This is a genomic window from Chryseobacterium caseinilyticum (assembly GCF_014837145.1).
In the GTDB taxonomy this organism is placed as follows: domain Bacteria; phylum Bacteroidota; class Bacteroidia; order Flavobacteriales; family Weeksellaceae; genus Chryseobacterium; species Chryseobacterium caseinilyticum.
In genome coordinates, this window is record NZ_JACYFS010000001.1 from 1007896 (window position 1) to 1033685 (window position 25790).

General features: G+C 35.7%; 31 protein-coding genes and 1 pseudogene. 13 read left to right on the forward strand and 19 right to left on the reverse strand.

Annotated features, from left to right (window positions below):
* The first annotated feature begins 89 nt into the window (after nucleotides 1–89).
* Both IC610_RS04835 and IC610_RS04840 read left to right on the forward strand, forming a co-directional pair.
* Nucleotides 90–602, forward strand: a complete 513-nt coding sequence (locus tag IC610_RS04835; RefSeq protein WP_191735477.1) for a GNAT family N-acetyltransferase — start codon at nucleotides 90–92, stop codon at nucleotides 600–602.
* A 3-nt stretch (nucleotides 603–605) separates the two neighbouring features.
* A complete protein-coding gene (locus IC610_RS04840) occupies nucleotides 606–1127 on the forward strand; it encodes a GNAT family N-acetyltransferase (protein WP_191735478.1) in 522 nt (173 codons plus the stop codon).
* A gap of 71 nt (nucleotides 1128–1198) precedes the next feature.
* Here the strand turns inward: IC610_RS04840 and IC610_RS04845 are convergent, their stop codons facing one another.
* The 10 genes and pseudogenes from IC610_RS04845 to IC610_RS04890 form a co-directional block, all read right to left on the reverse strand.
* On the reverse strand, nucleotides 1199–1777 hold the full coding sequence (locus IC610_RS04845) for a glutathione peroxidase (RefSeq protein WP_191735479.1): 579 nt from the start codon (nucleotides 1775–1777) through the stop codon (nucleotides 1199–1201).
* 15 nt (nucleotides 1778–1792) lie between these two features.
* Nucleotides 1793–2455, reverse strand: a complete 663-nt coding sequence (locus IC610_RS04850; RefSeq protein ID WP_056080331.1) for a hypothetical protein — start codon at nucleotides 2453–2455, stop codon at nucleotides 1793–1795.
* Nucleotides 2456–2750: 295 nt separating this feature from the next.
* A pseudogene (locus IC610_RS20250) lies at nucleotides 2751–2864 on the reverse strand (3-deoxy-manno-octulosonate cytidylyltransferase); the annotation flags it as partial.
* A gap of 65 nt (nucleotides 2865–2929) precedes the next feature.
* Nucleotides 2930–3106: a hypothetical protein gene (locus IC610_RS20230; RefSeq protein WP_394368291.1), complete on the reverse strand. Its 177-nt coding sequence runs from the start codon at nucleotides 3104–3106 to the stop codon at nucleotides 2930–2932.
* A gap of 2 nt (nucleotides 3107–3108) precedes the next feature.
* Nucleotides 3109–3831: a 3-deoxy-manno-octulosonate cytidylyltransferase gene (gene kdsB, locus IC610_RS04865; protein ID WP_191735480.1), complete on the reverse strand. Its 723-nt coding sequence runs from the start codon at nucleotides 3829–3831 to the stop codon at nucleotides 3109–3111.
* A 92-nt stretch (nucleotides 3832–3923) separates the two neighbouring features.
* Entirely contained in the window at nucleotides 3924–4541 is a 618-nt protein-coding gene (locus IC610_RS04870; RefSeq protein ID WP_191735481.1) for a hypothetical protein, read from the reverse strand.
* A 48-nt stretch (nucleotides 4542–4589) separates the two neighbouring features.
* Complete coding sequence (locus IC610_RS04875) at nucleotides 4590–5156, reverse strand: hypothetical protein (RefSeq protein ID WP_191735482.1); 567 nt, start codon at nucleotides 5154–5156, stop codon at nucleotides 4590–4592.
* 67 nt (nucleotides 5157–5223) lie between these two features.
* Complete coding sequence (locus IC610_RS04880; protein ID WP_191736208.1) at nucleotides 5224–6228, reverse strand: peptidylprolyl isomerase; 1005 nt, start codon at nucleotides 6226–6228, stop codon at nucleotides 5224–5226.
* 78 nt (nucleotides 6229–6306) lie between these two features.
* Nucleotides 6307–6816: an FKBP-type peptidyl-prolyl cis-trans isomerase gene (locus IC610_RS04885; protein WP_191735483.1), complete on the reverse strand. Its 510-nt coding sequence runs from the start codon at nucleotides 6814–6816 to the stop codon at nucleotides 6307–6309.
* Between the two features lie 117 nt (nucleotides 6817–6933).
* Nucleotides 6934–8007 (reverse strand): branched-chain amino acid aminotransferase, encoded by a 1074-nt coding sequence (locus IC610_RS04890; RefSeq protein ID WP_056080348.1) that lies wholly within the window; start codon nucleotides 8005–8007, stop codon nucleotides 6934–6936.
* 83 nt (nucleotides 8008–8090) lie between these two features.
* Between IC610_RS04890 and mnmD the strand changes: the two genes are divergently transcribed.
* Together mnmD and IC610_RS04900 are read left to right on the forward strand one after the other, a co-directional pair.
* Nucleotides 8091–8765 carry a tRNA (5-methylaminomethyl-2-thiouridine)(34)-methyltransferase MnmD gene (mnmD, locus tag IC610_RS04895; RefSeq protein WP_191735484.1) on the forward strand — a complete coding sequence of 225 codons (675 nt, stop codon included), beginning with the start codon at nucleotides 8091–8093 and terminating at the stop codon, nucleotides 8763–8765.
* Between the two features lie 126 nt (nucleotides 8766–8891).
* A complete protein-coding gene (locus IC610_RS04900) occupies nucleotides 8892–9308 on the forward strand; it encodes an NUDIX domain-containing protein (RefSeq protein WP_191735485.1) in 417 nt (138 codons plus the stop codon).
* Nucleotides 9309–9327: 19 nt separating this feature from the next.
* Here the strand turns inward: IC610_RS04900 and IC610_RS04905 are convergent, their stop codons facing one another.
* Nucleotides 9328–10035 carry a DUF4294 domain-containing protein gene (locus IC610_RS04905; RefSeq protein WP_191735486.1) on the reverse strand — a complete coding sequence of 236 codons (708 nt, stop codon included), beginning with the start codon at nucleotides 10033–10035 and terminating at the stop codon, nucleotides 9328–9330.
* Nucleotides 10036–10088: 53 nt separating this feature from the next.
* Here IC610_RS04905 and chrP point away from each other — a divergent pair, with 53 nt between their 5' ends.
* The gene (gene chrP / locus IC610_RS04910; RefSeq protein WP_191735487.1) at nucleotides 10089–11165 is read left to right on the forward strand and encodes a chryseobasin maturation metalloprotease ChrP; all 1077 of its coding nucleotides are present in this window, start codon (nucleotides 10089–10091) and stop codon (nucleotides 11163–11165) included.
* A gap of 59 nt (nucleotides 11166–11224) precedes the next feature.
* The gene (gene rpe, locus IC610_RS04915; RefSeq protein ID WP_191735488.1) at nucleotides 11225–11875 is read left to right on the forward strand and encodes a ribulose-phosphate 3-epimerase; all 651 of its coding nucleotides are present in this window, start codon (nucleotides 11225–11227) and stop codon (nucleotides 11873–11875) included.
* A gap of 281 nt (nucleotides 11876–12156) precedes the next feature.
* Here the strand turns inward: rpe and IC610_RS04920 are convergent, their stop codons facing one another.
* The 6 genes from IC610_RS04920 to IC610_RS04945 form a co-directional block, all read right to left on the reverse strand.
* A complete protein-coding gene (locus IC610_RS04920) occupies nucleotides 12157–12573 on the reverse strand; it encodes a nucleoside-diphosphate kinase (protein ID WP_056029264.1) in 417 nt (138 codons plus the stop codon).
* Between the two features lie 316 nt (nucleotides 12574–12889).
* Nucleotides 12890–13822 (reverse strand): ribosome small subunit-dependent GTPase A, encoded by a 933-nt coding sequence (rsgA, locus tag IC610_RS04925; protein ID WP_191735489.1) that lies wholly within the window; start codon nucleotides 13820–13822, stop codon nucleotides 12890–12892.
* Between the two features lie 107 nt (nucleotides 13823–13929).
* The gene (locus tag IC610_RS04930; RefSeq protein ID WP_191735490.1) at nucleotides 13930–15009 is read right to left on the reverse strand and encodes a chorismate mutase; all 1080 of its coding nucleotides are present in this window, start codon (nucleotides 15007–15009) and stop codon (nucleotides 13930–13932) included.
* Between the two features lie 380 nt (nucleotides 15010–15389).
* Nucleotides 15390–15875 carry a hypothetical protein gene (locus IC610_RS04935; RefSeq protein WP_191735491.1) on the reverse strand — a complete coding sequence of 162 codons (486 nt, stop codon included), beginning with the start codon at nucleotides 15873–15875 and terminating at the stop codon, nucleotides 15390–15392.
* A 128-nt stretch (nucleotides 15876–16003) separates the two neighbouring features.
* Nucleotides 16004–17089: a DNA polymerase III subunit gamma/tau gene (gene dnaX / locus IC610_RS04940; RefSeq protein ID WP_191735492.1), complete on the reverse strand. Its 1086-nt coding sequence runs from the start codon at nucleotides 17087–17089 to the stop codon at nucleotides 16004–16006.
* Nucleotides 17090–17176: 87 nt separating this feature from the next.
* A complete protein-coding gene (locus tag IC610_RS04945; protein WP_191735493.1) occupies nucleotides 17177–17815 on the reverse strand; it encodes a TetR/AcrR family transcriptional regulator in 639 nt (212 codons plus the stop codon).
* Between the two features lie 559 nt (nucleotides 17816–18374).
* Here IC610_RS04945 and IC610_RS04950 point away from each other — a divergent pair.
* The 7 genes from IC610_RS04950 to IC610_RS04980 all read left to right on the forward strand — a co-directional run bounded on the left by IC610_RS04950 (nucleotide 18375) and on the right by IC610_RS04980 (nucleotide 24097).
* Nucleotides 18375–19838: a phytoene desaturase family protein gene (locus tag IC610_RS04950; RefSeq protein ID WP_191735494.1), complete on the forward strand. Its 1464-nt coding sequence runs from the start codon at nucleotides 18375–18377 to the stop codon at nucleotides 19836–19838.
* 9 nt (nucleotides 19839–19847) lie between these two features.
* Nucleotides 19848–20684, forward strand: a complete 837-nt coding sequence (locus IC610_RS04955) for a phytoene/squalene synthase family protein (RefSeq protein ID WP_191735495.1) — start codon at nucleotides 19848–19850, stop codon at nucleotides 20682–20684.
* A 6-nt stretch (nucleotides 20685–20690) separates the two neighbouring features.
* Nucleotides 20691–21152: an SRPBCC family protein gene (locus tag IC610_RS04960; protein ID WP_191735496.1), complete on the forward strand. Its 462-nt coding sequence runs from the start codon at nucleotides 20691–20693 to the stop codon at nucleotides 21150–21152.
* Entirely contained in the window at nucleotides 21149–21607 is a 459-nt protein-coding gene (locus tag IC610_RS04965) for a sterol desaturase family protein (protein ID WP_191735497.1), read from the forward strand. Before IC610_RS04960 ends, IC610_RS04965 begins: the two co-directional genes overlap by 4 nt.
* Nucleotides 21604–22311, forward strand: coding sequence for a lycopene cyclase domain-containing protein (locus IC610_RS04970; protein ID WP_191735498.1), 708 nt, complete (start codon nucleotides 21604–21606; stop codon nucleotides 22309–22311). The genes IC610_RS04965 and IC610_RS04970 overlap by 4 nt, the downstream gene beginning before the upstream one ends.
* The gene (locus tag IC610_RS04975; RefSeq protein ID WP_191735499.1) at nucleotides 22283–23572 is read left to right on the forward strand and encodes a cryptochrome/photolyase family protein; all 1290 of its coding nucleotides are present in this window, start codon (nucleotides 22283–22285) and stop codon (nucleotides 23570–23572) included. The genes IC610_RS04970 and IC610_RS04975 overlap by 29 nt, the downstream gene beginning before the upstream one ends.
* A 108-nt stretch (nucleotides 23573–23680) precedes the next feature.
* Complete coding sequence (locus tag IC610_RS04980; RefSeq protein ID WP_056080396.1) at nucleotides 23681–24097, forward strand: hypothetical protein; 417 nt, start codon at nucleotides 23681–23683, stop codon at nucleotides 24095–24097.
* Between the two features lie 60 nt (nucleotides 24098–24157).
* On the opposite strand, the gene IC610_RS04985 is transcribed toward IC610_RS04980, so the two are convergent.
* Together IC610_RS04985 and IC610_RS04990 are read right to left on the reverse strand one after the other, a co-directional pair.
* The gene (locus IC610_RS04985; RefSeq protein WP_191735500.1) at nucleotides 24158–24847 is read right to left on the reverse strand and encodes a YetF domain-containing protein; all 690 of its coding nucleotides are present in this window, start codon (nucleotides 24845–24847) and stop codon (nucleotides 24158–24160) included.
* 54 nt (nucleotides 24848–24901) lie between these two features.
* Entirely contained in the window at nucleotides 24902–25753 is an 852-nt protein-coding gene (locus IC610_RS04990; RefSeq protein WP_191735501.1) for a helix-turn-helix domain-containing protein, read from the reverse strand.
* Nucleotides 25754–25790: the final 37 nt, after the last annotated feature.

Genomic DNA, 25790 nt, shown 5'->3' on the forward strand with positions numbered 1-25790 from the left:
ATAAAGAGTTGCAGTAATGTGACTCTTTTTTTGATTAATACCTTTGGGGAACAGGGCGACAATCAAAAATGGTATTATATTTACAGCTTATGAAAACAATACTCGAAACAAAACGCCTTGCCCTCCGCGAATTCAATATTAATGATGCCGAACATTTTTATCATTTAAATTCAAATCCAAACGTCATCCGATACACCGGAAATTCAGCTTTTAAAAATATTGAAGAGGCTCGGTCTTTTCTTGAAAACTACTCAGATTATCAGAAAAACGGTTTCGGAAGATGGGCGGTTATCGAAAAATCGAGTGGCGAATTTCTGGGTTGGTGTGGCTTGAAATACGATGAAAAATTGGATGAGACAGATATTGGCTTTAGGTTTTTTGAGCATTTCTGGAATAAAGGTTTTGCCACAGAAAGTGCTGTAGGCTGCATCGATTATGGTTTTAAAGAATTAAATTTAAACAAGATCGTTGGAAGAGCGATGAAAGAAAATACAGCTTCCATTAAAGTTTTACAGAAAACCGGACTTGAATATGAAAAAGATTTTGATTTTGATGGAAATAAAGGTGTAATTTATTCAGTTATAAATAGAAATATTAAATAAATCATGCACGAAATTATATTAAAACAAGTTGGAATTGAAGACATTGCCCCACTGCAGAAAATTGCAGAGGAAACATTCTTCGATACATTTGCGCCACACAACACAACAGAAAATATGGAGCAATACATGACCACAGGTTTCACTACAGAAAAGTTAACGGCTGAACTTCAAAACCAAAACTCCAAATTCTATTTTGCCGTTTTACAGGATGAAGTGGTTGGTTATTTAAAAGTGAATTTCGGAAATGCGCAAACCGAGCTGCAGGATTCCAACTCGCTTGAAATTGAAAGAATTTATGTTTCAAAAGATTTTCACGGTAAGAAGGTAGGACAGATTCTCTATGATAAAGCGCTGGAGATTGCGAATAAGTTAGCCTTGAAGTACGTCTGGCTTGGAGTCTGGGAAGAAAATTCCAGAGCCGTGCAGTTTTATAAGAAAAACGGATTTGTAGAATTCGGCAGGCATATTTTCAGATTCGGAAATGAAGATCAGACCGATCTGATGATGAAAAAAATGCTGTCATAACAGGATTACTCATTCAGGTATAAAAAAAGCAACCCAAATCAGGTTGCTTTCATTTATAATCCAAAAGTATTTTACTTCAAATACTTCACAATCGCCTCATCCGTAGGCTTCACATCACTTTTAAAAGAACCGATGAGCTTACCGTTTTCATCCAAAAGAAACTTGGTGAAATTCCAGAGAATCTGACTGTCTTTTACACCATTCAGGTCTTTTTCAGTAAGATACTTGAAGATCGGCGCAGTGTCGTCGCCTTTCACAGAGACCTTTGCAGCTAATGGAAAAGTTACACCATAGTTTTTCTCACAGAATGCACCGATTTCAACGTTTGAACCGGGTTCCTGCCCGCCAAAATTGTTGGCAGGAAAACCTACTACAACAAGCTTATCGCCGTATTCTTTTGAGATCTGCTCCAGATCTTTGTACTGAGGCGTGAAACCGCACTCTGACGCAGTGTTGACAATAAGAATTTTCTTTCCTTTAAAATCTGCAAAGTTGATGGTTTTGCCTTCTTCAAGAGCATCTACTTTATAGTCATAAATTGATTTTCCCATAAGTTCTTTGGTTTTGGTTTTTGAAGTCTCAGACTTTTTCTGAGCACAGCTGTTGATAAATGCCACGAAAGAAAGCAGCATAATAAACAATTTTTTCATATTGATTCAGGTATTTTAAAATTTAAAAGTATTGGCTGGGAAGACCTTGTTAATCTCCACTTTGTTGAGAATCATCACGTAGTCACCGTCTTTTTTGGCGCTCGATGACTCAATTCTGAAAGGCATCATCAAATTTCCGACCTTTTTGTAATCTGAGTACAGTAAAGTATCATCTTTTTTTATTTCTTTTAAAAGCATAAAGTTTTTGGTGTCAAAATAATAGATATTTTTATTCACGTTCTTAGTAAGTTCCACCTTGTGACAATAGATATTCCCGATTTTTTCTTTGCCTAAATACTGTGCTTCAAAACCTTTGTTTTCCCAGTCGATAAAGTCGTTATCGAAACTTTCAGCTACATATTCTTTGTACTCCTGAAGTTTGTTGGCCGCATAATTCATTGCGTACCCTTTATTTCCGTCGTATCCTTCGATAGCTGTTTCTTTTCCGCTGATGGTAATGACCGTTTTTGTTAAATTGGGACGTGTCTGATAAATCTTTATGGGATATTCATCTTTCACTCCCAAAATCACTTTACCCTGCAGCAACACTGAATTTAAAAGCTTCCACTGCGTTAAACCACCCGACAGTTCGATGTTTTTATCAATGATTTCCTTCGCGGTCTGCGCAAAAATCTGTTGTGAAAATATGAGGACGAATATTAAAAGAAGTTTCTTCATTAAATCAATTTTATCAAGTCAAATATAAGTTTTTTTAATTTGAAAATTTGAGAATGAATTAATTTGAAAATGCAAAACTATCAACAGCAGTTTCAAATTATCTAATTGATACATTTTCAAATTAATTTCCTTGCTTTCTCCAGATCTTCCGGCGTATCAGACCCTACACAGATCAAATTCGTTTCTCTAAGTTTAATTTTCATTCCGTATTCCAGATATTGGATAATTTGAGAATGAATTAATTTGAAAATGCAAACGATCAACAGCATTTTCAAATTATCTAATTGATACATTTTCAAATTAATTTCCTTGCTTTTTCCAAATCTTCCGGCGTATCAATGCCTACTCCAACGAAATTGGTTTCAATTAATTTAATTTTCATTCCGTATTCCAGATATTGGAAAATCTGAGAATGAATTAATTTGAAATGCAAAATGATCGACACCATTTTCAAATTATCTAATTGATACATTTTCAAATTAATTTCCTCGCTTTCTCCAGATTTTCCGGCGTGTCAAACCCTACACCGATAAAATTCAATTCTATAAGTTTAATTTTCATTCCGTATTCCAGATATTGGAAAATCTGAGAATGAATTAATTTGAAAATGCAAACGATCAACAGCATTTTCAAATTATCTAATTGATACATTTTCAAACTAATTTCCTTGCTTTCTCCAGATCTTCTGGTGTATCAATCCCGACTCCCACAAAATTGGTTTCAATTAATTTAATTTTCATTCCGTACTCCAGATAGCGGATGCATTCTATTTTTTCGGAAATTTCGAGAGGCTTCATTTCGAGTTTTGAAAACTGAATCAAAGCATGTTTTCGAAAAGCGTAGACGCCAATGTGTTTAAAGTAATCTACATTGTAAGAAATTTCCCTGTGAAAAGGAATCACAGAACGGCTGAAATAAAGGGCAAAACCATTATTGTCGGTAATCACTTTTACATTATTTGGATTTTCAATTTCCTCTTTTTCATGAAGTTTTATTTTTAATGAAGCCAGAGAAATTTCCTGATTTTCATCTTCTTTAAAGACTTCAATCAATTGCTGCAGCGGTTCAAGTTTTAGAAAAGGTTCATCGCCCTGAACGTTGATGACGATATCGCAGTCAATATTCTGAACGGCTTCAGCAATACGGTCGCTGCCGGTTTCGTGTTGCCCTGTCATCACTGCTTTTCCGCCATTACTTTCGATTTCATTAAAAATCAATTCAGAATCTGTGGCGACGAAAACTTCATCAAACAAACCTGTTTCCACAACATTTTGATAAGTAGTTGTAATGACAGTTTTTTCTCCTAAAATCTGCATCAGTTTTGCAGGAAAACGGCTTGCTTCGTAACGTGCGGGAATGACAGCTATAATTTTCATAAATCTTGTTTAAAAATGAGAGACAAAAGTCGCAAAAGTTTTTGAGATGACGTTGCAAACGGTAGATTTTGTCTGCAGGCTGATTGATTAATTTAAAAAGTTACTTTTTCAGAATGCTGTAAAAAATGAAGCAGGAAAATGATTCCATAAATCCAGGATATATATAAGAATGAATAAAAAATTCCAAACCCGAAGCTTTTTACTAAATCATCTTTACAGTGTTTTGAATTTTTAAAGACTAAACGCAATGCACGGAAGAAAATCCAGTAAAGCATTGCTATCAGGATAAGAACTGTAGCCCAAATAAAAATTCCTAGAAATAATAGAAGAAATACAGCAACCAAACCTATAAAAAACCACAAAACAACTGATAAAATAACTCCGGCACAGCCGTCTCCATCGCCAATATCGGGTAAACCTCCATCGAAACCTTCAAACTTTGGTCTTTTGTCGGCAATACTTTTCAGCTTTTCTCTGTTGACGATAGCTCCTACATTCTCTTTTAATTTTAAACCAAAATACAGTCCCAAACTCACAAAAAGAAAGAAGGCTCCAGCAAGAATGGAAGTAGAAATGATCGAATTCTGAAACAGTGTTCTGTGAGACTGAATACCAGAAATCCAGACACAAAGAATGACCAAAGTGATAATTCCAAGTGTGAGAAGACCCAACATTTTGGTTTCAACTGTAAATCTGTTCTTCAAATTCATCAGAAAGCTTTAAAACTAAAATTCAGGCTAAAAATCAAATCGACTACTTTAAATTTTATCTAAAATTTTCTTCGGTAAAACTTTATTCAACTGAGATTTCATTTCCTTTTCCACCAAAACATATTTCCAGTTTTTTCTGTCTTTAGAGATGGCGCAGGCTTTTGTTTTTGCATTGATGTAATAAGCCATTTCATTGGGATAATAGACCACACTTCCGTTTCCGTATTTCTGAACGAGCATCTTTTTAATATTATTTCTCATTTCCTCCTGCATCCCTTCAGCATTGCAACGGATTCTTGTAGAGTAATTTACAATAGAAAAATGTTCCCCGTTCACCAATTCTGAGTTTCCAACCTGTGTTACGTTATAGTTGATGATTTCGACCTTCATGATCGGATTGTTGTAGGTCATATTTAAAATCATTGTCATCTGATCTTTTGGCAAAACAGTAAAAAACTTTGGATAAATACCTTCGACGGCCTTATCAATATCTTTTGATTTCAGATTTCCCAGAAAAGAGGAAAATGATTTCGAAATGATTTGCTGATCATTACTCTGCGCAGAAAAACACACGCTCATCAGTACGAAAAGGCTTAATAAAAATTTTGTTTTCATAAATTTTTTCAGTAAAAATATAAAAAAAGCCACTCTTGCGAATGGCTATATGATTATTTGTTGGTGATTATTTAATTTTAACCAATTCTACGTCGAAAACCAACCACGCATTTGGCGGGATAACACCTCCTGCACCATTTGCTCCGTAACCCATCGCTGGCGGAATTAATAATGTAGCGGTTTCACCTTCTTTAAGTAAAAGAATTCCTTCGTCCCAACCTTTGATTACTCTACCCATTCCGATAGGAATTTCGATAGGTTCATTTCTTTTGAAAGAAGAATCGAATTCTGTACCGTCAACCAGTTTTCCTGCATAATGCACGGAAACATTGTCACCTACTTTTGGAGAAGCTCCGGTAGTAGTTTTTGTGATTTTATAGTAAAGACCAGATTCAGTTTTCTGCATTCCTGCTTTCAGATCTTCCATTTTTTTGTTCGCTTCAGCTTCAGCTTTTTCAGCCATCGCTTTGTTGTTGGCAGCGATTTTAGCTTTCCCTTCAGTGAAAGTTTTCGCAGCATCGTAGTTTTTATACTCATCACCTTTGCTGAAAATCCCCACTTTTTCAAGTACTACATCAGTTTTTGGTTTATCCTGAGGACCTTTTTCTACGTTTGCAATTGCGTCTACAGTCTCAAGACCTTTCACCACTTTACCGAAAATAGTGTGTCTTCCGTCTAACCAAGGTGTTGCCACTTCAGTGATAAAGAATTGAGAGCCATTGGTGTTCGGACCTGAGTTCGCCATAGAAAGAACACCTTTCCCTGTGTGTTTAAGGTCGTTTTTTTCGTCTTCAAACTTGTAACCCGGATCTCCCATTCCTGTTCCCTGAGGATCACCTCCCTGGATCATAAAATCTTTGATTACTCTGTGGAAAATAGTTCCGTCATAATAAGGAACACCTTTCGCTTTCGCTTTGTTGTCGATTTTTCCTTCTGCAAGACCAACAAAGTTGGCTACAGTTACAGGTGCTTTTTTATCTTCCAACTTCACGATCATGTTTCCTTTCGTTGTCTGAAGATTAGCATAAAGTCCGTCATTAAGACCTTCGTAAGTTTCTTTGTCTACGTTCATTTTTTTATAGATTGGAGTGCAGCTCATCAGCGAAACGCTTGCCGCTGCAAGAATTATATTTTTATTAAAAAGTTTCATTTATATTAATTTGAGTTTTATGATTAAAGGAACATCGTTATCAATTTTGTTTTCGTCCCCAAAGGTTCCGTAAGCCAGTGATGAAGGCACAAGCAGCGTAATCTCCTCTCCCGCTTTCATGTATCTGAGAGCGTTCTCCACGGCTTTCAGTTCATCAAAATGACCGAATTTTGCATTTTCTCTGGCGAATGATTTTTCATAAATTTTAGTCATATCAAAATCGTAGAGTTCGTAGGAATAGGAAACCGGAGCGTCATCCATCTGCTTCTGTCTGTCATCGAAACCGGCAACATCTACCCAGTAATTCAGCTTTGTAGGATAAAACTTTGTCTGTTGACCAGAAATCCAGTCCTGAATCTGCTGTCTTTCCAGAGTATTGAGATTTTTGGTTCTCTCTTTAGAAGTTTTAAGGTCAGACTGACTCAGCACTCCGCCTACCGGAGGATAAACTGTAGTATTTCTTTTACAGGCAACAAAAGCCAAAACCGATAGAATAACTAATTTTTTCAAGAGCAGAATGTTTACATATTAATTTTATAAACCGTTGCGAAAATACGCAATTATGCGAACATATAAAAACAAAAAAAGCCAGGAAAAATCCTGACTTTATATTTATTATCGAGTTGCTTAAACGGTCTCAAGAATATTTTTCTCTACCAAAACTCTCCATCCGAAAGGATCTTCGGTAAGATTGGTCTGAAGATTTACCAAATCATTCTTAAGGGTTACAGCGAAACTTTCTTCATCTGAAAGTGCCGGCAATTCAAGTTTTTCACCCTGATATCCCAATGCCTGGAACACCGTCGTTACTACTGCAGTTCCTACACCCCAAACTTCTTTTAAAGAGCCGTCTTTCTGTGCAGCAACTACATCTTTTACTTTAATTGGTTCAACTTTTACTTCAAAGCCTCTCTTTTTAGCCAACTGAATGAAACTGTCTCTGGTAACACCATCTAAAATTTTCTCTGATGTTGGAGGAGTATAAATTGTATCATTGATTCTTACAAAAACATTCATTGTTCCGCTTTCCTCAAAATATTCGTGGGTCGCGTCGTCTGTCCAGATAATCTGATCGTAACCTTCTTCAATTGCCAACTGTGTTGGGTAGAATGACGCTGCATAGTTTCCTGCTGCTTTTGCAGAACCTACACCGCCGCTTGCTGCTCTTGAGTAATGATCTGAAATTTTTACAGAAACCGGTTCTGTGTAATACATCTTTGCAGGAGTTGTCACAATCGCAAACATATATTTATTGGCAACTCTTGCTTTCAAAGCTTCTTCCGTTGCGAAAATCAAAGGTCTTATGTATAAAGAATTTCCTTCGCCCTGCGGAATCCATTCTCTGTCGATATTTACAAGGGCTTTTAAACCTTCAATAAACATTTCCTCAGTTACTTCCGGCATTGCAAGACGCTTCGCAGATTTATTGATACGCTCAAAATTCTTTTCAGGCCTGAAAAGGAAAACCTGTCCGTCTTTGTCTTTGTAGGCTTTCATACCTTCAAAACAAGCCTGTCCGTAATTTACTCCCATCATCGCCGGAGTAAAAGGAATCGGACCGTAAGGAACCACTTTCACATCACCCCATTTCCCATTCTCATACTCACAGATCACCATGTGATCAGCAAAAGTATTTCCGAAGGAAAAGTTGTTAGGGTCGAATGTAGAAATTCTGGAGTTTTCTGTCTTTTGAATTATCATTTCTTAAATTTTTTATGATGTTCTACAAATTTAATATAATTTTTTAAATATAAAAATTTTACGTTAAATTTGACAAAAAAAGCATGAAAAGGGAGATTAAAACAACAAACGACGGCAGCAAGACATTATATATCAATGACTTAAATGAAAACTACCATTCACACCACGGTGCGTTGCAGGAAGCAGAACACGTGTTTATCAAAAATGGACTGAATTTAATAAATGATTGCGAAATTAATATTTTAGAACTCGGTTTTGGAACAGGTTTGAATGTTTTGGTAACAATTAATGAATATTTAAAAACTGACAAAAATCATAAGATTAATTATTTTTCGCTTGAAAAATATCCGATAAATGAATCAGAAATAAATGATTTAGCGTATTTTGAACTTTTTGATAACGCAGAATTAAAAAATATTTATCAGAAAATTCACAGTACAGATTGGGAAAATCTCCAGGAAATTGTTCCTGGTTTCAGTTTAAAAAAGATTCAGTGTGACTTCTTTGATCTGAAAAACACAGACTTACCTGAAATAAATCTCGTCTATTTCGATTGCTTTGGGGCTAGAGTGCAGCCTGACCTGTGGGAGATGCCGCTTTTTGAAATGGTTTCAGATAAAATGAGTGTAAACGGATTGTTAACAACATATTCATCCAAAGGCAGTGTCCGAAGGATTTTAAAGGAACTCAATTTCAACGTGGAAAAAATGCAGGGACCTCCGGGAAAGCGGGAAATGATTAATGCATGGAAGCTTTAGATTTAAGATTTGAGATTTGAAATTTGAGATTTAAAAATTAAGATTTTAGAATGAGAAGATGATTAATATGGTTTTTTCTCTTTCAGGCAAAACAAAATCTTTAAATTAGCATGACAAATATTATATATGGTAGATAAAATCAATGTAAGAGTATATGCCTGTGCTGTAAAAGATAAAAAAGTGCTTACCTTATTCGAAGAATACGCCGGCGAGCCCTTGATGAAACTTCCCGGAGGCGGACTTGAATTAGGAGAAGGTCTTACAGACTGTCTTCACAGGGAATTTGATGAAGAGTTAAACGTCAAAATTGAAATCCTTGAACACTTTTATACTCAGGAGCATTTTCTCACTTCAAGATTTCGTGATAACGAACAGTTGCTTACGATATACTATTTAGTGAAAATTACCAACGAAGAAGATTTCCTCATCATAGATCCCTGCATCGAAAGAACCGAATGGGTTGATATTGACAGACCGGACAACCCTTTTCCCCTACCCGTTGACAAAATTGTCTTTGATAAATTAAAAGAAAAATTCCTGTAAAATTTACAGGAATTTATTTTTATCGCGGAGACTTAAAATCTTTGGCACCTGGATAAGGCTGCAGATAGCCGGAGTTCCAGTTGGACTGCAAAAGTGATTCTAAAAATTCGTCGGTTCTGTTTTTATGAGGATTGTATTTTTCCTTAAGATCAATATCTGCCACTTTTCCTTTTACATTCCACCAGAATGCGCTCCAGCCTCCACGAAGTTCTTTGATCACTTCAAAAACATTTTTACCGGTTGCGCGGCTCATCAGTTTCGCAAAAACCTGACCTTCCGTAGTTGTTAGATCCCGTAATTGTTTTTCATACTGGTCTGCAAGCATATTCTGCCGGTCTTTCACAAATTTCCGTTTGGCAGCAGAATCCATATCCTGCATATCTGCCTGAATATCGCGATACTGCTGAAGAGCTGTCAGAAAGAGAGGATAAACACGGTATAGCTTCTTATTAAGGAAAAGATAGAAATTTTTATCAAGCTGATTATTGAATTTTGGTCTGTTCACCAATCTCAATTCATCCATTATAACAACTGTTTCCCCGTTGATCTCGTAAATTTTTGCCTTTTGTCTTTCGTCATAAAAATATTTCTGACCATATTCATCCACTTTCAACTGATCCTGTGGATACTGACTTAAAGGTCTGATTCCGAGAGTATCAACAATTTGAGCGTGGGCAGATATCGCAAAAAAAATAAGAAAAGGGAAGAAAACTTTATTTAAAATCATTATTTTTACACTTCGTATCAAAAAAAATCAACGCAAAAATCATTCCTTTCTATATGAAATTCGAAAAGAAGTCTCTAAAGTTTTTAGAACAGTATCTTAACACATCATCCCCTACCGGATATGAACACAAAGGCCAGGAAGTATGGATGAATTACATCAAACCATATGTAGATAAAATTGAAGTCGATCACTACGGAACATGCTACGGCATTATAAACCCTGAAGCTGAATTCAAAGTGGTAATTGAAGCCCATGCCGATGAAATCTCATGGTATGTAAATTATATCACAGATGACGGATTAATTTACGTGATCAGAAACGGTGGTTCAGACCAAACGATAGCGCCTTCAAAAGTGGTTAGCATCCATGGTGAAAAAGGTATTGTAAAAGGAGTTTTTGGCTGGCCGGCAATTCACACAAGAAGCGCAAACCAAAACGAACCAACTCCAAAAATTGAAAATATTTTTATCGACTGCGGTGCAATTTCAAAAGAAGAAGTTGAAGAGCTCGGAATTCACGTGGGTTGTATGATCACTTACCCTGACGAGTTTTTTGAAATGAATGACCGTTATTTCGTTTGCCGGGCTTTAGATAACAGAATCGGTGGTTTTATGATTGCTGAAGTGGCAAGACTTTTAAAGGAAAATAAAAAAATAATTCCGTTCGGTTTGTATATCACCAACTCTGTACAGGAGGAAGTTGGACTTTACGGCGCAGACATGATTGCAGATACCATCAAACCTAACATCGCAATTGTAACCGACGTCACCCATGATACAACGACCCCGATGATTGAAAAGAAAAAAGAAGGCGATCAGAAATGTGGTGATGGTCCTGTGGTATTTTTTGCTCCCAGTGTGCATCATAAAATAAGAGAACTGATCATTGATACCGCAAAGTCGAAAAACATTCCTTACCAAAGAGCTGCAGCCAGCCGTGCGACGGGAACTGATACGGATGCTTTTGCCCATTCCAACGGTGGCGTACCAAGCGCATTGATTTCCCTGCCTTTACGCTACATGCATACCACGGTGGAAATGGTATCCAAAGAAGATGTTGGCAATGTGATTAAATTAATCTACGAAACTCTGTTGGAAATTAAACCTGAGATGAAACTGAAGTATCATTAAATAAAAAGAGCCAGGTAAAAAGAATCAAGGTAAAAGATAAAAGTAAATAGAAAGTAAAAATGAAAACTAAGCTTATAGCACCTTCCCTATTGTCTGCGGACTTTGGAAATCTTCAGCGGGACATCGAAATGCTCAACGATTCGCAAGCAGACTGGCTGCATATAGATGTCATGGATGGCAGATTTGTACCAAACATTTCCTTCGGATTTCCGGTGATGAAAACAATTCAGAAGCATGCCAAAAAATTTATGGATGTGCATTTAATGATTGTAGAGCCTGAAAAATATGTTGAAGAATTCATCAGTCATGGTGCAGACTTAGTTTCTGTTCATTACGAAGCCTGTACACATTTACACAGAACAATTCATCACATTCAAAGTTTAGGAGCCAAGGCTGGTGTAGTTTTAAATCCTTCAACACCGGTTTTAATGCTTGAAGACATTATTGCCGATGTAGATCTGGTTTTGTTAATGAGTGTAAACCCAGGTTTTGGCGGACAAAAATTTATTGAAAACACGTATAAAAAAATCGCTGAAACAAAAGATCTCATTCTGAGTAATAATTCTACAGCTTTGATTCAAATCGATGGTGGCGTGAATATCGACAACGCTTCAAAACTTTTTGATGCAGGTGCAGATGTTTTGGTTGCAGGAAATGCGGTTTTCTCAGCAGAAAGCCCGGAAAGAATGATTGAACTTCTGAAAGTCTAAAAAAACAATTTTTTACAACCCAAAAAAGGCTGCCAATAGGCAGCCTTTCTCATCTCTGGTAAAGAGAATTCTTGTGGTTACAGTTTAGTTTGCTTTAGTTTTTAATCATTGAAATAAACTTTCGTTTAATCCATTACAAATATCCTGAAATTTTCAGTACCAAACAATCCGTAAAAACACGGTATTTTTTCAGTTAAACAGTTACTTAATTTAGACGTCGAATTTAGACATAAAAAAATCCGGAAATATTCCCGGATTTATATATTTTTTTAAAGCTCTTCTTAGAAAATTTCTCTTCCAGAAAAATGAAACTGAGCTTCGATAAGTGCATTTTCATCTGAATCTGAACCGTGTACTGCATTCTCGCCGATGCTTCTTGCAAACATTTTTCTGATTGTTCCTTCTGCAGCTTCTGCAGGATTTGTAGAACCGATCAAAGTTCTGAAATCTTCTACAGCATTATCTTTTTCTAAAACCGCAGCAACGATAGGTCCTGAGCTCATGAACTCAACCAACTCGCCGTAGAACGGTCTTTCAGAATGTACTTCATAGAATTTTTTTGCGTCAGCAACTGTAAGCTGAGTAAGCTTTAAAGCTTTAATTTTGAATCCTCCTTCAGAAATCTTTCCCAAAATTGCACCAATATGTCCGTCTGCAACTGCATCTGGCTTGATCATGGTGAATGTAATGTTAGACATAAAATTGTTTTTAAATTATTTGCACAAAAATACGAAAAAAAATGAAAAATATGTTTTTAAGTTTTTTTTAACAATAAAATAACTTTTTTTAAGATTTTAGCGTCAATCCTTTGGCACAGTAATTGTTTATTAGATTGTGATTCTCATGTTTAATTTGAGTTTTCATGGTTATTAGTTTTTACCCAGCTTCGGCTGGGTTTTTTATTTGCACTAATAACGGCTTTTTCTTATCAAATCAGCAATTATTATAATTCTTACAAATCATCTTTCAAATATTCTTTTAGAAACATTGATTAACCAATAATTTCATATCTTTTTAGAAGCTGTTTGCTTCTTCTTCAGCGGCCTCTTCCATCAATTTGATGTAGTTAGAATATCGGGAATGCTGTATCTCTCCTGTTTCCAACGATTGCAGAACAGCACATTTTGGTTCGTTTACATGAAGACAGTTGTGAAACTTACACTCTTCTCTCTTTTTAAAAATTTCTGGGAAGTAATGTTGAATTTCTTCTTTCTGCACATCAATCATCGCAAACTCGCGGACGCCTGGTGTATCAATCACATTTCCTCCAAAATGCCAGAAGTGCATCTGTGCAAAAGTTGTCGTATGTTTTCCTTTAAGGTGAGTGTCTGAAATTTCTGAAGTCTTTAAATTTAAATCAGGCTGCAAAGCATTTACCAGTGTAGACTTTCCACAACCGGAGTGACCGAAGAATACCGAGGTTTTATCTTTAAGCAAATTCTGCAGATCGTCTAAATTTAATTTAGAATAGGAAGAAATCTCAAGACTTTCATAGCCAATTTCGTTATACAGAAACTCAATATCTTTTACATCTTCTACTTCTTCTTCATTCAAAACATCCATTTTATTGAAGAGAATCAGTGGCGTAATATTATAAGCCTCACAGCATGCGAGAAAGCGATCGAGAAAACCGAGAGATGTTTCAGGATGTTTTAAAGTGAAAATAAAGCATGCAATGTCGATATTGGAAGCAATAATGTGGGCCTCCTTTGACAAATTGACAGATTTTCTGATAAGATAATTGTTTCGCGGCTCTATTTTCGTAATCCATGCTACGTCATCCTGCTCCAGCTGAAATTCTACAAAATCACCCACAGCCAACGGATTGGTAAGCCTGGTTTTGATCAGCTTAAATTTTCCCCGTATTCTTGCTTCGAAGATTCTGTCGGTATCCAGTTCCAAAACCTGATACCAACTTCCTGTGGATTTGATGATTTTTCCTTTCATTTTTTATATTGATGCAAAGATAAATAATTAAGGCCTGAAAAAGCAGAACATTTTTCACCTTCTGCCTTTTCAGACCTAACTGAAAGTATTTTGACAATTTTTAAAAACTATCTGTTAATCATAACTTTGTTTTGCACCTCAATAGATTCTTCATGAACGGTTTTGAAGATTTTCTCAATAAACTCAGGAGACATACCGGTTTCGGTAGCTTTTTGAGTGGCATAATCTGTAATCTCCTTCCATCTTGCCGGCTGAAAAATGGCAATATCATTTTCCTTTTTAAGTTTACCTATTTTCTCAGAAATTTTCATTCTTTGTGAAAGCATTTCAATGATCTGAAAATCAAGGTCAGAAATCAATGTTCTGTGTCTTCCCATTTCACCTTCAAAACCAGCAAAATCAGAATTTCTGACTTTGAGATTTGAGATTAAATCTGCCAAAACTTCCGGTGTAATCTGTTGCGCAGCATCACTCCAAGCTTCATCAGGATTGCTGTGTGTTTCGATAATGGCTCCCTGATAACCAACGTTCAGCGCTTCCTGAGTGATATCTGCCAAGCCGGTTCTGTTTCCGCAGATGTGGGAAGGATCAATGAGCATCGGGATATTAGGATACTGACTTTTAAAATCCAGGGCAATCTGCCAGTTGGGATTGTTTCGGTATTTTGTTTTTTGGTATGTGGAAAATCCACGGTGAATAACGCCAAGATTTTTAATATCCTGTCCTAAAAGCCTTTCCAATGCGCCAATCCATAATGCCAGATCAGGATTCACGGGATTCTTTACCAGAACCGTTTTCACTGTGCCTTTTAATGCTTCGGCAATTTCCTGAACAGTGAAAGGATTAACGGTAGAACGCGCTCCAATCCACAGAATATCTACATCAGCTTCTAAAGCGGCAGCCACGTGATGAGCATTGGCAACTTCTGTGGCAGTTTTAAAACCATATTCTTCCTTTACTTTTTTTAACCAGTTGAGACCGATGACGCCAACTCCTTCAAAACCATTTGGTTTGGTTCTCGGTTTCCAGATACCGGCTCTGAAAATGGGAACATTTACATTCGTTTCTCTGATGCGTTTCGCAGTTTCAAGCATCTGAGCTTCACTTTCTGCGCTACAGGGCCCGGCAATCATCAATGGCTGAGAAAGATCTTCAACCCAACTGCTGTTTATTTCTTTTAATGTCATATTTATTTTTATTTTAAAATCAGGGATATATTTAAACTATAAAGCACTTTATAATTCTTTTCGAAATTGCCGTTAAAAAGTATTTAAGGAAATTGAAACTCAACAAAAAAGAGTCTCCGTTTTAGAAAAGAAATTTAATTATCTGCACCAATAATATCGGTAGCAAATACCTAAATTTCTGTAATAATTTGAAGAAAAACCAAAATAACCGCTGAAAGATTCAGCAGTCTGACACTCAGATGATGAGTTAGATAACATTGATGTATTCAGAAATTTTTTCATTTAAAATTTACCAATACCTGTTAATCAGTTGATTATATTGATTTACATATTATATTTTGCTGTAGTAAAGCAAAATTTACCTGACAAATATATAAAATTTATGTCAAATCAAACTTCATTAAATCATCAAGATCTTTCAGCAGAGGATTTTTCTCCATAAATTTTTCATAGATCTTTCTTTTCGTAAGAACTTCTACTTTAAGATTTTCAAAATCTCTTTTGTACTCGATATCGATAGAGAAATTGTGAACCTTTGTTTTAAAATGATTGAAAAACTCACCACTTATTTTATCAAATTCCGTTCTTGCCGAATCTGAAGGATACAGAACTTCAATTACATTTTCATCCTTTTTATTAAGTTTAAAACCTTTTATTGCATTGAAGACAAAGACATTCTTATTCTGAAGCTGTTTTAAAAGTAAATTCCATTCAGCCTGTAGATCAGTTTCAGTAAAATGATTTTTTGGTAAATCTTCATTTTTTGTGATGACAACTTCTTCCTTCTCAACAGTTTCAGTTTTGTTCATGAATGAAGAAATACTCAAACCACCTGTTGAAGCAGGCCGTGACAGTGGCTTGGCCACTTTTTTAGGAACATAGGTTTCTTCTGAAGAAATCTTTACTTCAGGAACCTTTGTTGTTTCTGTCTCAGTTTTTTTTTCCGGAACCGGTCTTTTTATTTCCTGTTTTTCATCAAGAAACGGAGCCAGTATTAAGAACTTTTTTTTTTAAGAACATCTGCTCCACCGGTAAGTGAAGACAGTTGCATCAGGGCAATTTCTACCGTAAGCCTCGGATTTTTTGAATTTTTGTAATTGATATCTGCATGATTACAAATTTCAATTCCATCAATCAGCAATTGCGGGCTCCAGCTTTTAGCCTGTTCTGCAAATTTGGCTTTGGTTTGTTCTCCAACTTCAATAAGATCAATGGTAGATGCATTTTGAGCCATCATCAAGTCCCTGAAATGATTTCCAAGACCTGCGATAAATGTATGAGAATCAAATCCACGCTTTACAATTTCATTGAACGAAGAAAGTACAGCTGGGATATTGTTTTCTCTGGCCAGATCAACAATATTCAGATACTGATCGTAGTCTAAAATATTGAGAACTTCAGCGGCTTTAGCCAGCGTAATATTTTTGTGTGAAAATGTAGATAGTCTGTCGAAAATAGAAAGTGCATCTCTCAACGCACCGTCTGCCTTCTGAGCAATCAGATACAGCGCATCATCTTCGTACTGAATAGATTCTTTTGCTGCAATTGTTCGCAAATGCTCCTGAATATCCAGAATTGTGATTCTTTTGAAATCATAAATCTGGCATCTCGAAAGAATTGTGGGAATAATTTTATGTTTTTCTGTAGTTGCCAAAATAAAAATGGCGTGTGCAGGCGGCTCCTCCAGCGTTTTCAGAAACGCATTAAAAGCTGCTGAAGACAGCATGTGAACCTCATCAATAATGTAAACCTTGTATTTACCAACCTGTGGTGCATACCTTACCTGATCTATCAGTTCACGAATATCGTCTACAGAGTTATTAGAAGCGGCATCAAGCTCATAAATATTATAAGCAAAACCGTCCTCAGAAACAGATCCGTCTTTTTCATTGATTTTGCGGGCAAGAATTCTGGCACAGGTAGTTTTACCCACACCTCTTGGCCCACAAAACAACAAAGCCTGAGCAAGCTGATTTTCTTCAATAGCATGTTCCAGAGTATCCGTAATGTGAGACTGCCCTACTACAGTGTCAAACTGCTGTGGGCGGTATTTTCTTGCAGATACTATAAAATTTTCCATTGCCCAAAAGTAAGAATAATTGTTTTAATCTAAAAATATAATATCTCAGATTTATAAACAAAAAAGTAAATCTTCATTACTGAAGATTTACTTTTTTCCTGCTTTTTTAGAATAGGCGTAATCAACGATTTCTTCAATAGCACCTTCAATTTCTTTTCTTCCGCTTTCAGATTTTAAATCGATTCCGCAGAAGGTAGACCCGTTGTAGGCTGTATAAAGATTTAAGTGATAGATCCCTGCAATCATCAGAGCTGTCATTGCACGGTATCTTGTAGCATCGTCACCAAAATGTGGATCTGTAATATTTTTGAACAATTCTTCACCGATAACTTCTCTTTCATCCATTACCTTTTTAAGTACCGATCTTCCTTCAGAAAGTTCCCAAACCAAAATCTTCTGAAGCTCTTTGTTCTTTTTAAGATTTTCAAACTGGTTTATCATTGCCATTTTAGACAATGTCTGACCTCCGTCTGCGAGATCTACATCATTTTCTCCGCTGAAATTACTCCAGTAGTCCTGAGATTTGATGTACTCATCGATCAGTTTGTCTGTGCTTCCAAAATATTCATAGATAAGTTTCTTATCGTATCCTGCTACTGCAGCGATTTTACTTACCATTAAACCTGAATAACCTTTGGTTTTTAAAATTTTTCCTACAGCTCCGAGGAGCTTTTGTTTGGTCTTTTCCTTATCACGGATCGGACCCTGTACTACTTTTCTTGGCATTTTTGTTTATTATTTATGCGATGTGCATTTTTTTCTGTTCATTAAAGATACGACTTATCATATCATTCAGTTTGCTGCATTCTTAGCATAATAATTTTAAATTCTGTACTTGTGTTCTTTTGAATAAATAACCTTTTCTCTTCGTGTTTTAATTTCAAAAAATAAATGTTAAAAATCAAACCTGACTGAACTAAATATCAAACAGCAGTTTAGTATTTTTCTGATCATAATTGTATTCTGTTCCGTTAAAGAAATTTGAAATTACCAATTAAAAATAATCCTCCTTCGATAAGTACATCAATTAAATTATATTTTTTGTTTTAAAAAACTAATTAAATATTGTGAGGTTTGGTTTAGTGCTCTATTCAAAATCTGTTCCAAGTTATCATAAGAAACAGTAAATAGCATGTGGTAAAGATATAAAATTCTTCAATGCGTGATCACTTATTTCAGTAAATTTTAAAGATATACCACATTTTTCTTCCAAACTACCCACCAATAAATGATTTTGGCAGAAATATTGAAGTTGTAAAAACACCGGAAATCTCAAAAATTAATTATGAAACGTAAAATTGCCGTCATTGGCTCAGGCTTTTCAGGCCTTTCTGCCGCATCATTCGCTGCTAAAGACGGTCACGAAGTACATATTTTCGAAAAAAACCACAGTTTTGGCGGGCGCGCAAGGCAATTTACAACAGAAAACGGTTTTGTATTCGACATGGGACCAAGTTGGTATTGGATGCCCGATATTTTTGATTCCTATTTTGCTGAATTTGGAAAGAAGACTTCCGATTTTTATGAACTTATTTCACTAAATCCTCAGTTTGAAATGGTTTTCTCTGATGAAAATTTGAACTTGCCTCAAAATTTTGATGAAATGAAAGCGCTTTTCGAAGCTTTAGAACCGGGAGCAGCTGAAAATCTTGAAAAATTTATGCAGGATGCCAAGTATAAATATGAGGTTGGAATGAAAGATTTCGTTACAAAGCCTTGTTTTTCCTGGACTGAATTTTTTTCAGTGAAAATTTTAAAAAGTGCGTTAAAACTTGATCTGCTTTCCAACTTCCGAAGTTTTGTCGGGAAATATTTTAAAAACAGTAAACTCCGCACCTTGATGGAATTTCCTGTCATCTTTCTTGGGGCATCACCTGAGAATATTCCTGCACTTTACAGTCTTATGAATTATGGTGGATACAGACTGGGAACTTTCTACCCGATGGGTGGATTTTATAAAATTATTGAAGCCATGATGAGCATTTGCGGAGATGTGGGTGTACAGTTTCACAATAATTCTGCAGTAGAAAAAATCATCAGCGAAAAAGGTAAAGTTAAATCCATCCTTGTCAATGGAGAACTGCTTGAATTTGATTCTGTGATTGCTTCCTGCGATTATCATCACACCGAAACAAAACTGCTTACAGATCAGGAAAAAAATTATACAGACGAATACTGGAAATCAAAAACCTTTGCACCTTCCTGCCTGATCTTTTATTTAGGAATCAGTGAGAGAATTAAGATTAAACATCACACCTTATTTTTCGAAAATGATCTGGATCTTCACACCAGCGAAATTTACAGTGATAAAAAATGGCCGTCAAAACCTCTATTTTATGTCTGCTGTCCGTCGCAAACCGATGATTCGGTTGCTCCGGAAGGCTGTGAAAATATGTTTTTACTAATGCCAATTGCAACCGGTATAGAAGATTCTGATGAAATGAGACAAAAATATTTTACTCAAATGATCGAAAGAATTGAAAAACATACTGTTACAGAAAATCTGGCTCAAAAAATAATTTATCAGAAAAGTTTCTGTCTGAACGATTTCAAAGAAGATTACAATGCTTATGAAGGAAATGCATACGGCCTTGCAAATACTTTGAGTCAGACAGCAGTTTTAAAACCTTCACTCAAAAATAAAAAAATAAAGAATCTGTACTATACCGGTCAGCTCACTGTGCCTGGCCCAGGAGTTCCCCCTTCGATTATTTCAGGAAAAATTGCAGCACACCAAGCCACCCTTTAATATAATGTTATGAAACAAAAATTTGATGACCTTTCTTTTAAGATCAGTAAACAGACCACACAGCAGTACAGCACAAGTTTTTCACTGGGAATTTTGGCGCTGTCACCAAAAATACGAAATGCAATCTATGCTATCTACGGCTACGTAAGGCTTGCCGATGAGATTGTAGACAGTTTTCATGGGTATGATAAAAATATTCTTCTCAACAGATTTAAAATACAGACTGAAGAAGCGTTGGCTGAAGGAATTTCGCTAAATCCGATTATGCAGGCATTTCAGGAGACAGTTTTAAAGTATAAAATTGAGCACAGACTGATCTATCAATTCCTTCGAAGTATGGAGATGGATCTTCAGAAAATCGATTATAATTCCGAACTTTACGACGAGTATATCCTGGGGTCTGCAGAAGTGGTTGGTTTGATGTGTCTTCATGTTTTTGTAAATGGTGATCAGGTAGCTTTTGAAAAGCTAAAACCTTTTGCCATGAAGCTGGGATCTGCATTTCAGAAAGTAAATTTTTTAAGAGATATGAATGACGATTTCGAAATTTTAGGGCGAACTTACTTTCCGGGAGTCAACATCCTCAATTTCAATGTAGAAGAAAAAAGGCAAATCGAAAAAGATATTGAAGAAGAATTCAAGCTTGCACTGGAAGGTATCAAAATGCTTCCTAAGACGTCAAAATTCGGAGTATATCTTGCTTACAGATATTACATTTCATTGTTTAATAAAATTAGACGGACACCTGCGACAGCAATTTTGAAAAAGCGGATCAGAATTTCCAACGGAAGAAAAATCTCTGTAATGATGAGCAGTTATCTTCAATATAAAATTGCTTTTATTTAAAAAACTATGGTTCACACACTCCACCGTACACAACAGCTCAAATGTGATATATCTACAGCATGGAAATTTTTCTCGGCAGCAAAAAATCTTTCCGAGATTACGCCTGATGATATGAAATTCATTGTACTCACAGAAGTAACCGATGATGAAATTTATGAAGGAATGATCATCGATTATTTCGTCTCACCACTTTTTGGAATTAAACTGAAATGGCAAACTGAAATTACTAAAGTCGATAAAGAAAAAAGCTTTACTGATTTTCAGAAAAAAGGACCTTTCAAACTTTGGAATCATCATCATGAGTTTGTGCCTAACGAAGAAGGTGTTCTGATGACGGATACGGTTACCTACGAACTTCCTCTTGGCTTTTTGGGTGAAATTGCCCATAAAATTATGGTAAAAAATAAGCTTGAAAATATTTTCAATTACCGCTACAAAATCCTTGAAACAAAATTTAACAAAAGATGAATTTTTTAATTGTCATCATCACATTTTTCACAATGGAAGGAATAACTTGGTGCATCCATAAATATGTGATGCACGGTTTTATGTGGTTTCTTCACAGAGATCATCATGATCATTCCAACGAAGGGCATATTGAATGCAATGATTATTTTTTCCTGATTTTTGCCATTCCCACTATCGTATTGATGTATTTTGGAACCATCAATGGTTTTAATGAATATTTCTACATTGCTTTAGGAATTACTCTCTATGGAATGTCTTATTTTTTTGTTCATGATATTTTTATTCATCAGCGGTTTAAAATTTTAAGAAATACACAGAATCCTTATCTTCTTGCGATTAGAAGAGCTCATAAGCAGCATCACAAACATACCGGAAAGGAGCATGGCGAATGTTATGGTTTTCTTTGGGTTCCTGTAAAATATTTTAAAATGTTTTTTAAAAAAAATAAAAAATGATGCAGTTCACTTATTTGCTGATTAATTTTTTTGCAGTCATTATCTGTTTTATTTTTTCATTTCATCCCAAAATAAAATTCAACAGATACTTCAGGGCTTTTATTTTGTCATCAATTTTTGTTGCGCTGTTTTTCATTGTCTGGGATATGATTTTTACAGCAAAAAAGGTGTGGTGGTTCAGTCATGAATATACGCTTGGAGTACTTGTTTATAATTTACCAATAGAAGAAATCCTCTTTTTTATCTGCATTCCGTTTTCGTGCATCTTCACGTATTTCTGTTTAGATAAATTTTTTAATTTTTCTTGGGTTAAAAAAATTGAGAACACACTTTTACAGATCATTTCATTTGTACTTTTGGCGCTCGCCGCATACTTTTATGAGCAGCTTTATACTTTCACGGCGTTTGTAGTCTGTGCCTTGAGTATTTTGGTTCTAAAATATATTCTGAAAGCCGACTGGCTGGGAAGAGCTGTAATAATCTATATTATTTTAAGTCCCGGTTTTTTGGTTGTCAATGGTTTGCTTACCGGAACCGGACTGCCTTCTCCTGTTGTGAATTACAATTCAGAAGAATTCATGGGATTCAGAATTCTCACCATTCCTGTTGAAGACTTTTTCTACGGTCTTGCATTGATTCTCTGGAATCTCTTTTTCTTTTTAAAGTTTAAAAAATATGAGCAAAATAAATATATTCTGGTTTAGAAGAGATCTGCGTTTAGACGACAACACTGCACTTTCTGAAGCTTTACAGCAGGACAACAAAGTTTTACCTGTATTTATATTTGATAAAGAAATACTTTCACATCTTGAAAATAAATCTGATAAAAGAGTAGATTATTTCCATCAGGCACTGGAAAAAATGAATGACGAGCTGAAAGAACACGGTAGCAGCATCAAAACGTATTTTGAGAAACCACTTGAAGCATTCAGAAAAATCACTGAAGAATTTGATGTAGAAACGGTTTTTGTCAACAGGGATTATGAGCCTCAGGCGATAAAAAGAGATGAGGAAATCAAAAAGTTTCTTGAGAAGAAAGATATAAAATTACTTGATTTTAAAGATCAGCTTATTTTCGACAAAGATGAAGTTGTAAAAGATGACGGTTCACCTTATACCGTTTATACACCTTATTCTAGAAAGTGGAAAGAAGCCTTTAAACAGGTAAAATTTCAAAATAGGAAAACCAATTTTTCAAACTTCAATCAAAATAAATCATTTAAAATTTTAAGTTTAAAGGAAATCGGTTTTGAGAAAACAGAGATAGAATTTTCTGAGCCCAAACTTTCCAAAAAACTTATAACTGATTATAATAAAACAAGGGATTTTCCAGGACTGGATGCAACAACTCATATCGGAGTTGCCCTGCGTTTCGGAACAGTTTCCGTAAGAAAATGCGTGGAGTTTGCTTCTGAACACAATGAAGTCTGGCTCAATGAACTGATCTGGAGAGAGTTTTTCATGCAGATTTTATATCATTTCCCAAAAGTCGTGAATCATTGTTTTAAAGATAAATATGAAAACATCCGTTGGCGGAATAATGAAAAGGAATTTAAACTCTGGTGCGAAGGTAAAACCGGCTATCCAATGGTAGACGCGGGAATGAGACAGCTTAACGAAACCGGTTTCATGCACAACAGAGTAAGGATGGTGACCGCAAGTTTTCTTACAAAACATCTTCTGATAGACTGGCGTTGGGGAGAAGCCTATTTCGCAGAAAAACTTCTGGACTACGAGTTATCATCCAATAACGGAAACTGGCAGTGGGCAGCAGGTTGCGGTTGCGATGCCGCTCCTTATTTCAGAATTTTCAATCCGGAAGAGCAGCAAAAAAAGTTTGACAAAGACGGAAAGTACCGTGGGGAATGGTTGCCGAAAGATTACAGTGAAGAGCCAGTGGTTGAGCATAAATCTGCACGCGCCCGAGCACTTGAGGTTTACAAAAAGGCGGTGAAAGAAAATTAAATTAGAAATCAATTAAAAGTTGATTAAAATCTGTCTGAATACCACAATAATATTATTTGGGGCATATAATTTGTAATACTGTCAATACACCATTAATACAGCATCACTATGAATATCACAGATCTTAAAATTACAAATTTGGTTAAATATAATAATCAGATTTATTCAGTAAAGGAAATTTTGCAGCCGAATGAAGGACAGTATTTTGTGAAAATTGATAATGATTTAGAAAGCTTCACAGTACCGGCTGAGAACATCAAGCCGATTTTGATTGATGAAGATTGGTTACAGAAGCTCGGTTTCTCAAAAACTTACAGCTCAGAGCAGAGAATAAGATATGAAAGACCTGAACAGTTCATCAAATATGATTTTGATCTGACTGCGAAGAAGCTTCTTGAAGGTTTAAAAATTTACGGAAACTCTGTGAGATGCAGATACATCCACGAAGTTCAGAATATTTTTTCAAGCCTTATTGGAAAACCAATTTTTAACAGCATCAAAAAGGAAAATACAGCTATAGTGTAAACTGCAAATTCTTTCCAAAAACAAAAAAGTTCTGATAATTTTTCAGAGCTTTTTTTATGTTTAAGTAATTCTTCTCCTGTTAACCGACAGCACCCAATGGTGTTTTCCGCAGTTCTTACACGAGTTGTCAGCACCCACTGATTTCACTTCTGTGAATCCGCAAAATGTGCAGGAATAATGCTTCTGTTCAGAAAAGGCGGTGACAGATTTTTCCAGTGAATGCAGAAGTACAGGAAGACCATATTTTACATCTTCATCTTCGTAGAAAAATACGCTGATCTCGCCTGAAGTCTCTTCAATTGCAGATTCTATCTGTCCGAGATGTGAGATGCTTTTCATTCTCAGTTCTGCAAAAAATTCATCACTGCCCAATTTTTCTTTCTTAAAATTTTCAATGGCAAAAACTCCGTTTTCAATAAGCAGAATAGGTTTACCTTCCAGCAATATTTCAATTTTTTTGGATCTTCCAATCAGATAAACTACCAGAGAATAAAATAAGATAATGACTGCAAATACGAATATTGAGGAGAGAATCCCTACTTCACGGTAAAACATCGGGTCGCCGGCTGCAGAACCCAATCCGATGATGACAACCAGTTCAAAAACAGAGAGTTGTTTTACACCTCTTTTTCCTAAAAGCCTGATTCCGAAGATAATTACGAGAAACATTACCGCAGTACGGAGGACAATCTGGAGGAGAAAATCCCAGCTTTCGGATCCCATGATGAGTTCATTCCAATCGATTTGCATATTTTTATTTTAAAACAAATTAAAACTTCAAAAAGCAAGCCGCAGAATTAACACCTACCCGATTTCACGCATTTCGCTTGGAATTTTTCCAGTGTGCTTCTTTAAAAAATTTGTGAAGTTTCCTTCGTCGTTGAAACCTAAGTTATAAGAAATTTCAGAGATGGTATTTGATGAAAATCTCAAAGCGTTTTCAGATTCTCTGATTACCTTTTCAATAATAAGCTGTTTTGCTTTTTTTCCGCTTACATATTCAGACATTTCTGTGAGTTTCCTCGCTGAAACCTGCAATTCTGCAGCGTAATAGGAAACTTTTTTCTGTTCTTTAAAATCTCTCTGCAACAGAACCCTGAAGCGGTTAACATAAGAGACAAATTCGAATTTTTCATCATCAATGATGATTTTTTCCTCTTCAGACTGAAAAGCATGTAGCAACAGAGATTCTATAAAGTTGTGCGCAGCAGAAATGTACAGACTTTCATCCCGAAGTTTAAAATCCTCTACTCTTTTTGAAAGGGATTTCTTTTCACCAAAGCAACTTTCACAGAGCGGTACAACAAAAAAATTGGAAGTCGAGTTGAAAAATATTTTTGAATTGATAAAAAAACTGTCCTGAGGCGTCTTTTCGTAAAAACCGGATCTGAAAATAATGCAAAGAGTTTTATCTGTAATTTCACCTAAAATCTGAAACGTTTTCCCAGGACCGATATAAACGACAGAACTTGAACTGACAATCCTTTCGCCAACATCCGTTTTTAAAGTAAACTCATCGGCAGAAATGATAATCGCAAAGTACTGATGACTCGCAAAAACCCGGGAGTGATTATTGATTGTAATAATTTCTGTAAGTGATTTGATGAAAAATCCTACTCTCTTTATTTGCTCATCAGCTTCTCCGTGTTGGGTCATTTCAGAAATTTTTGAAGATGCAAATTTAGCAATAAAA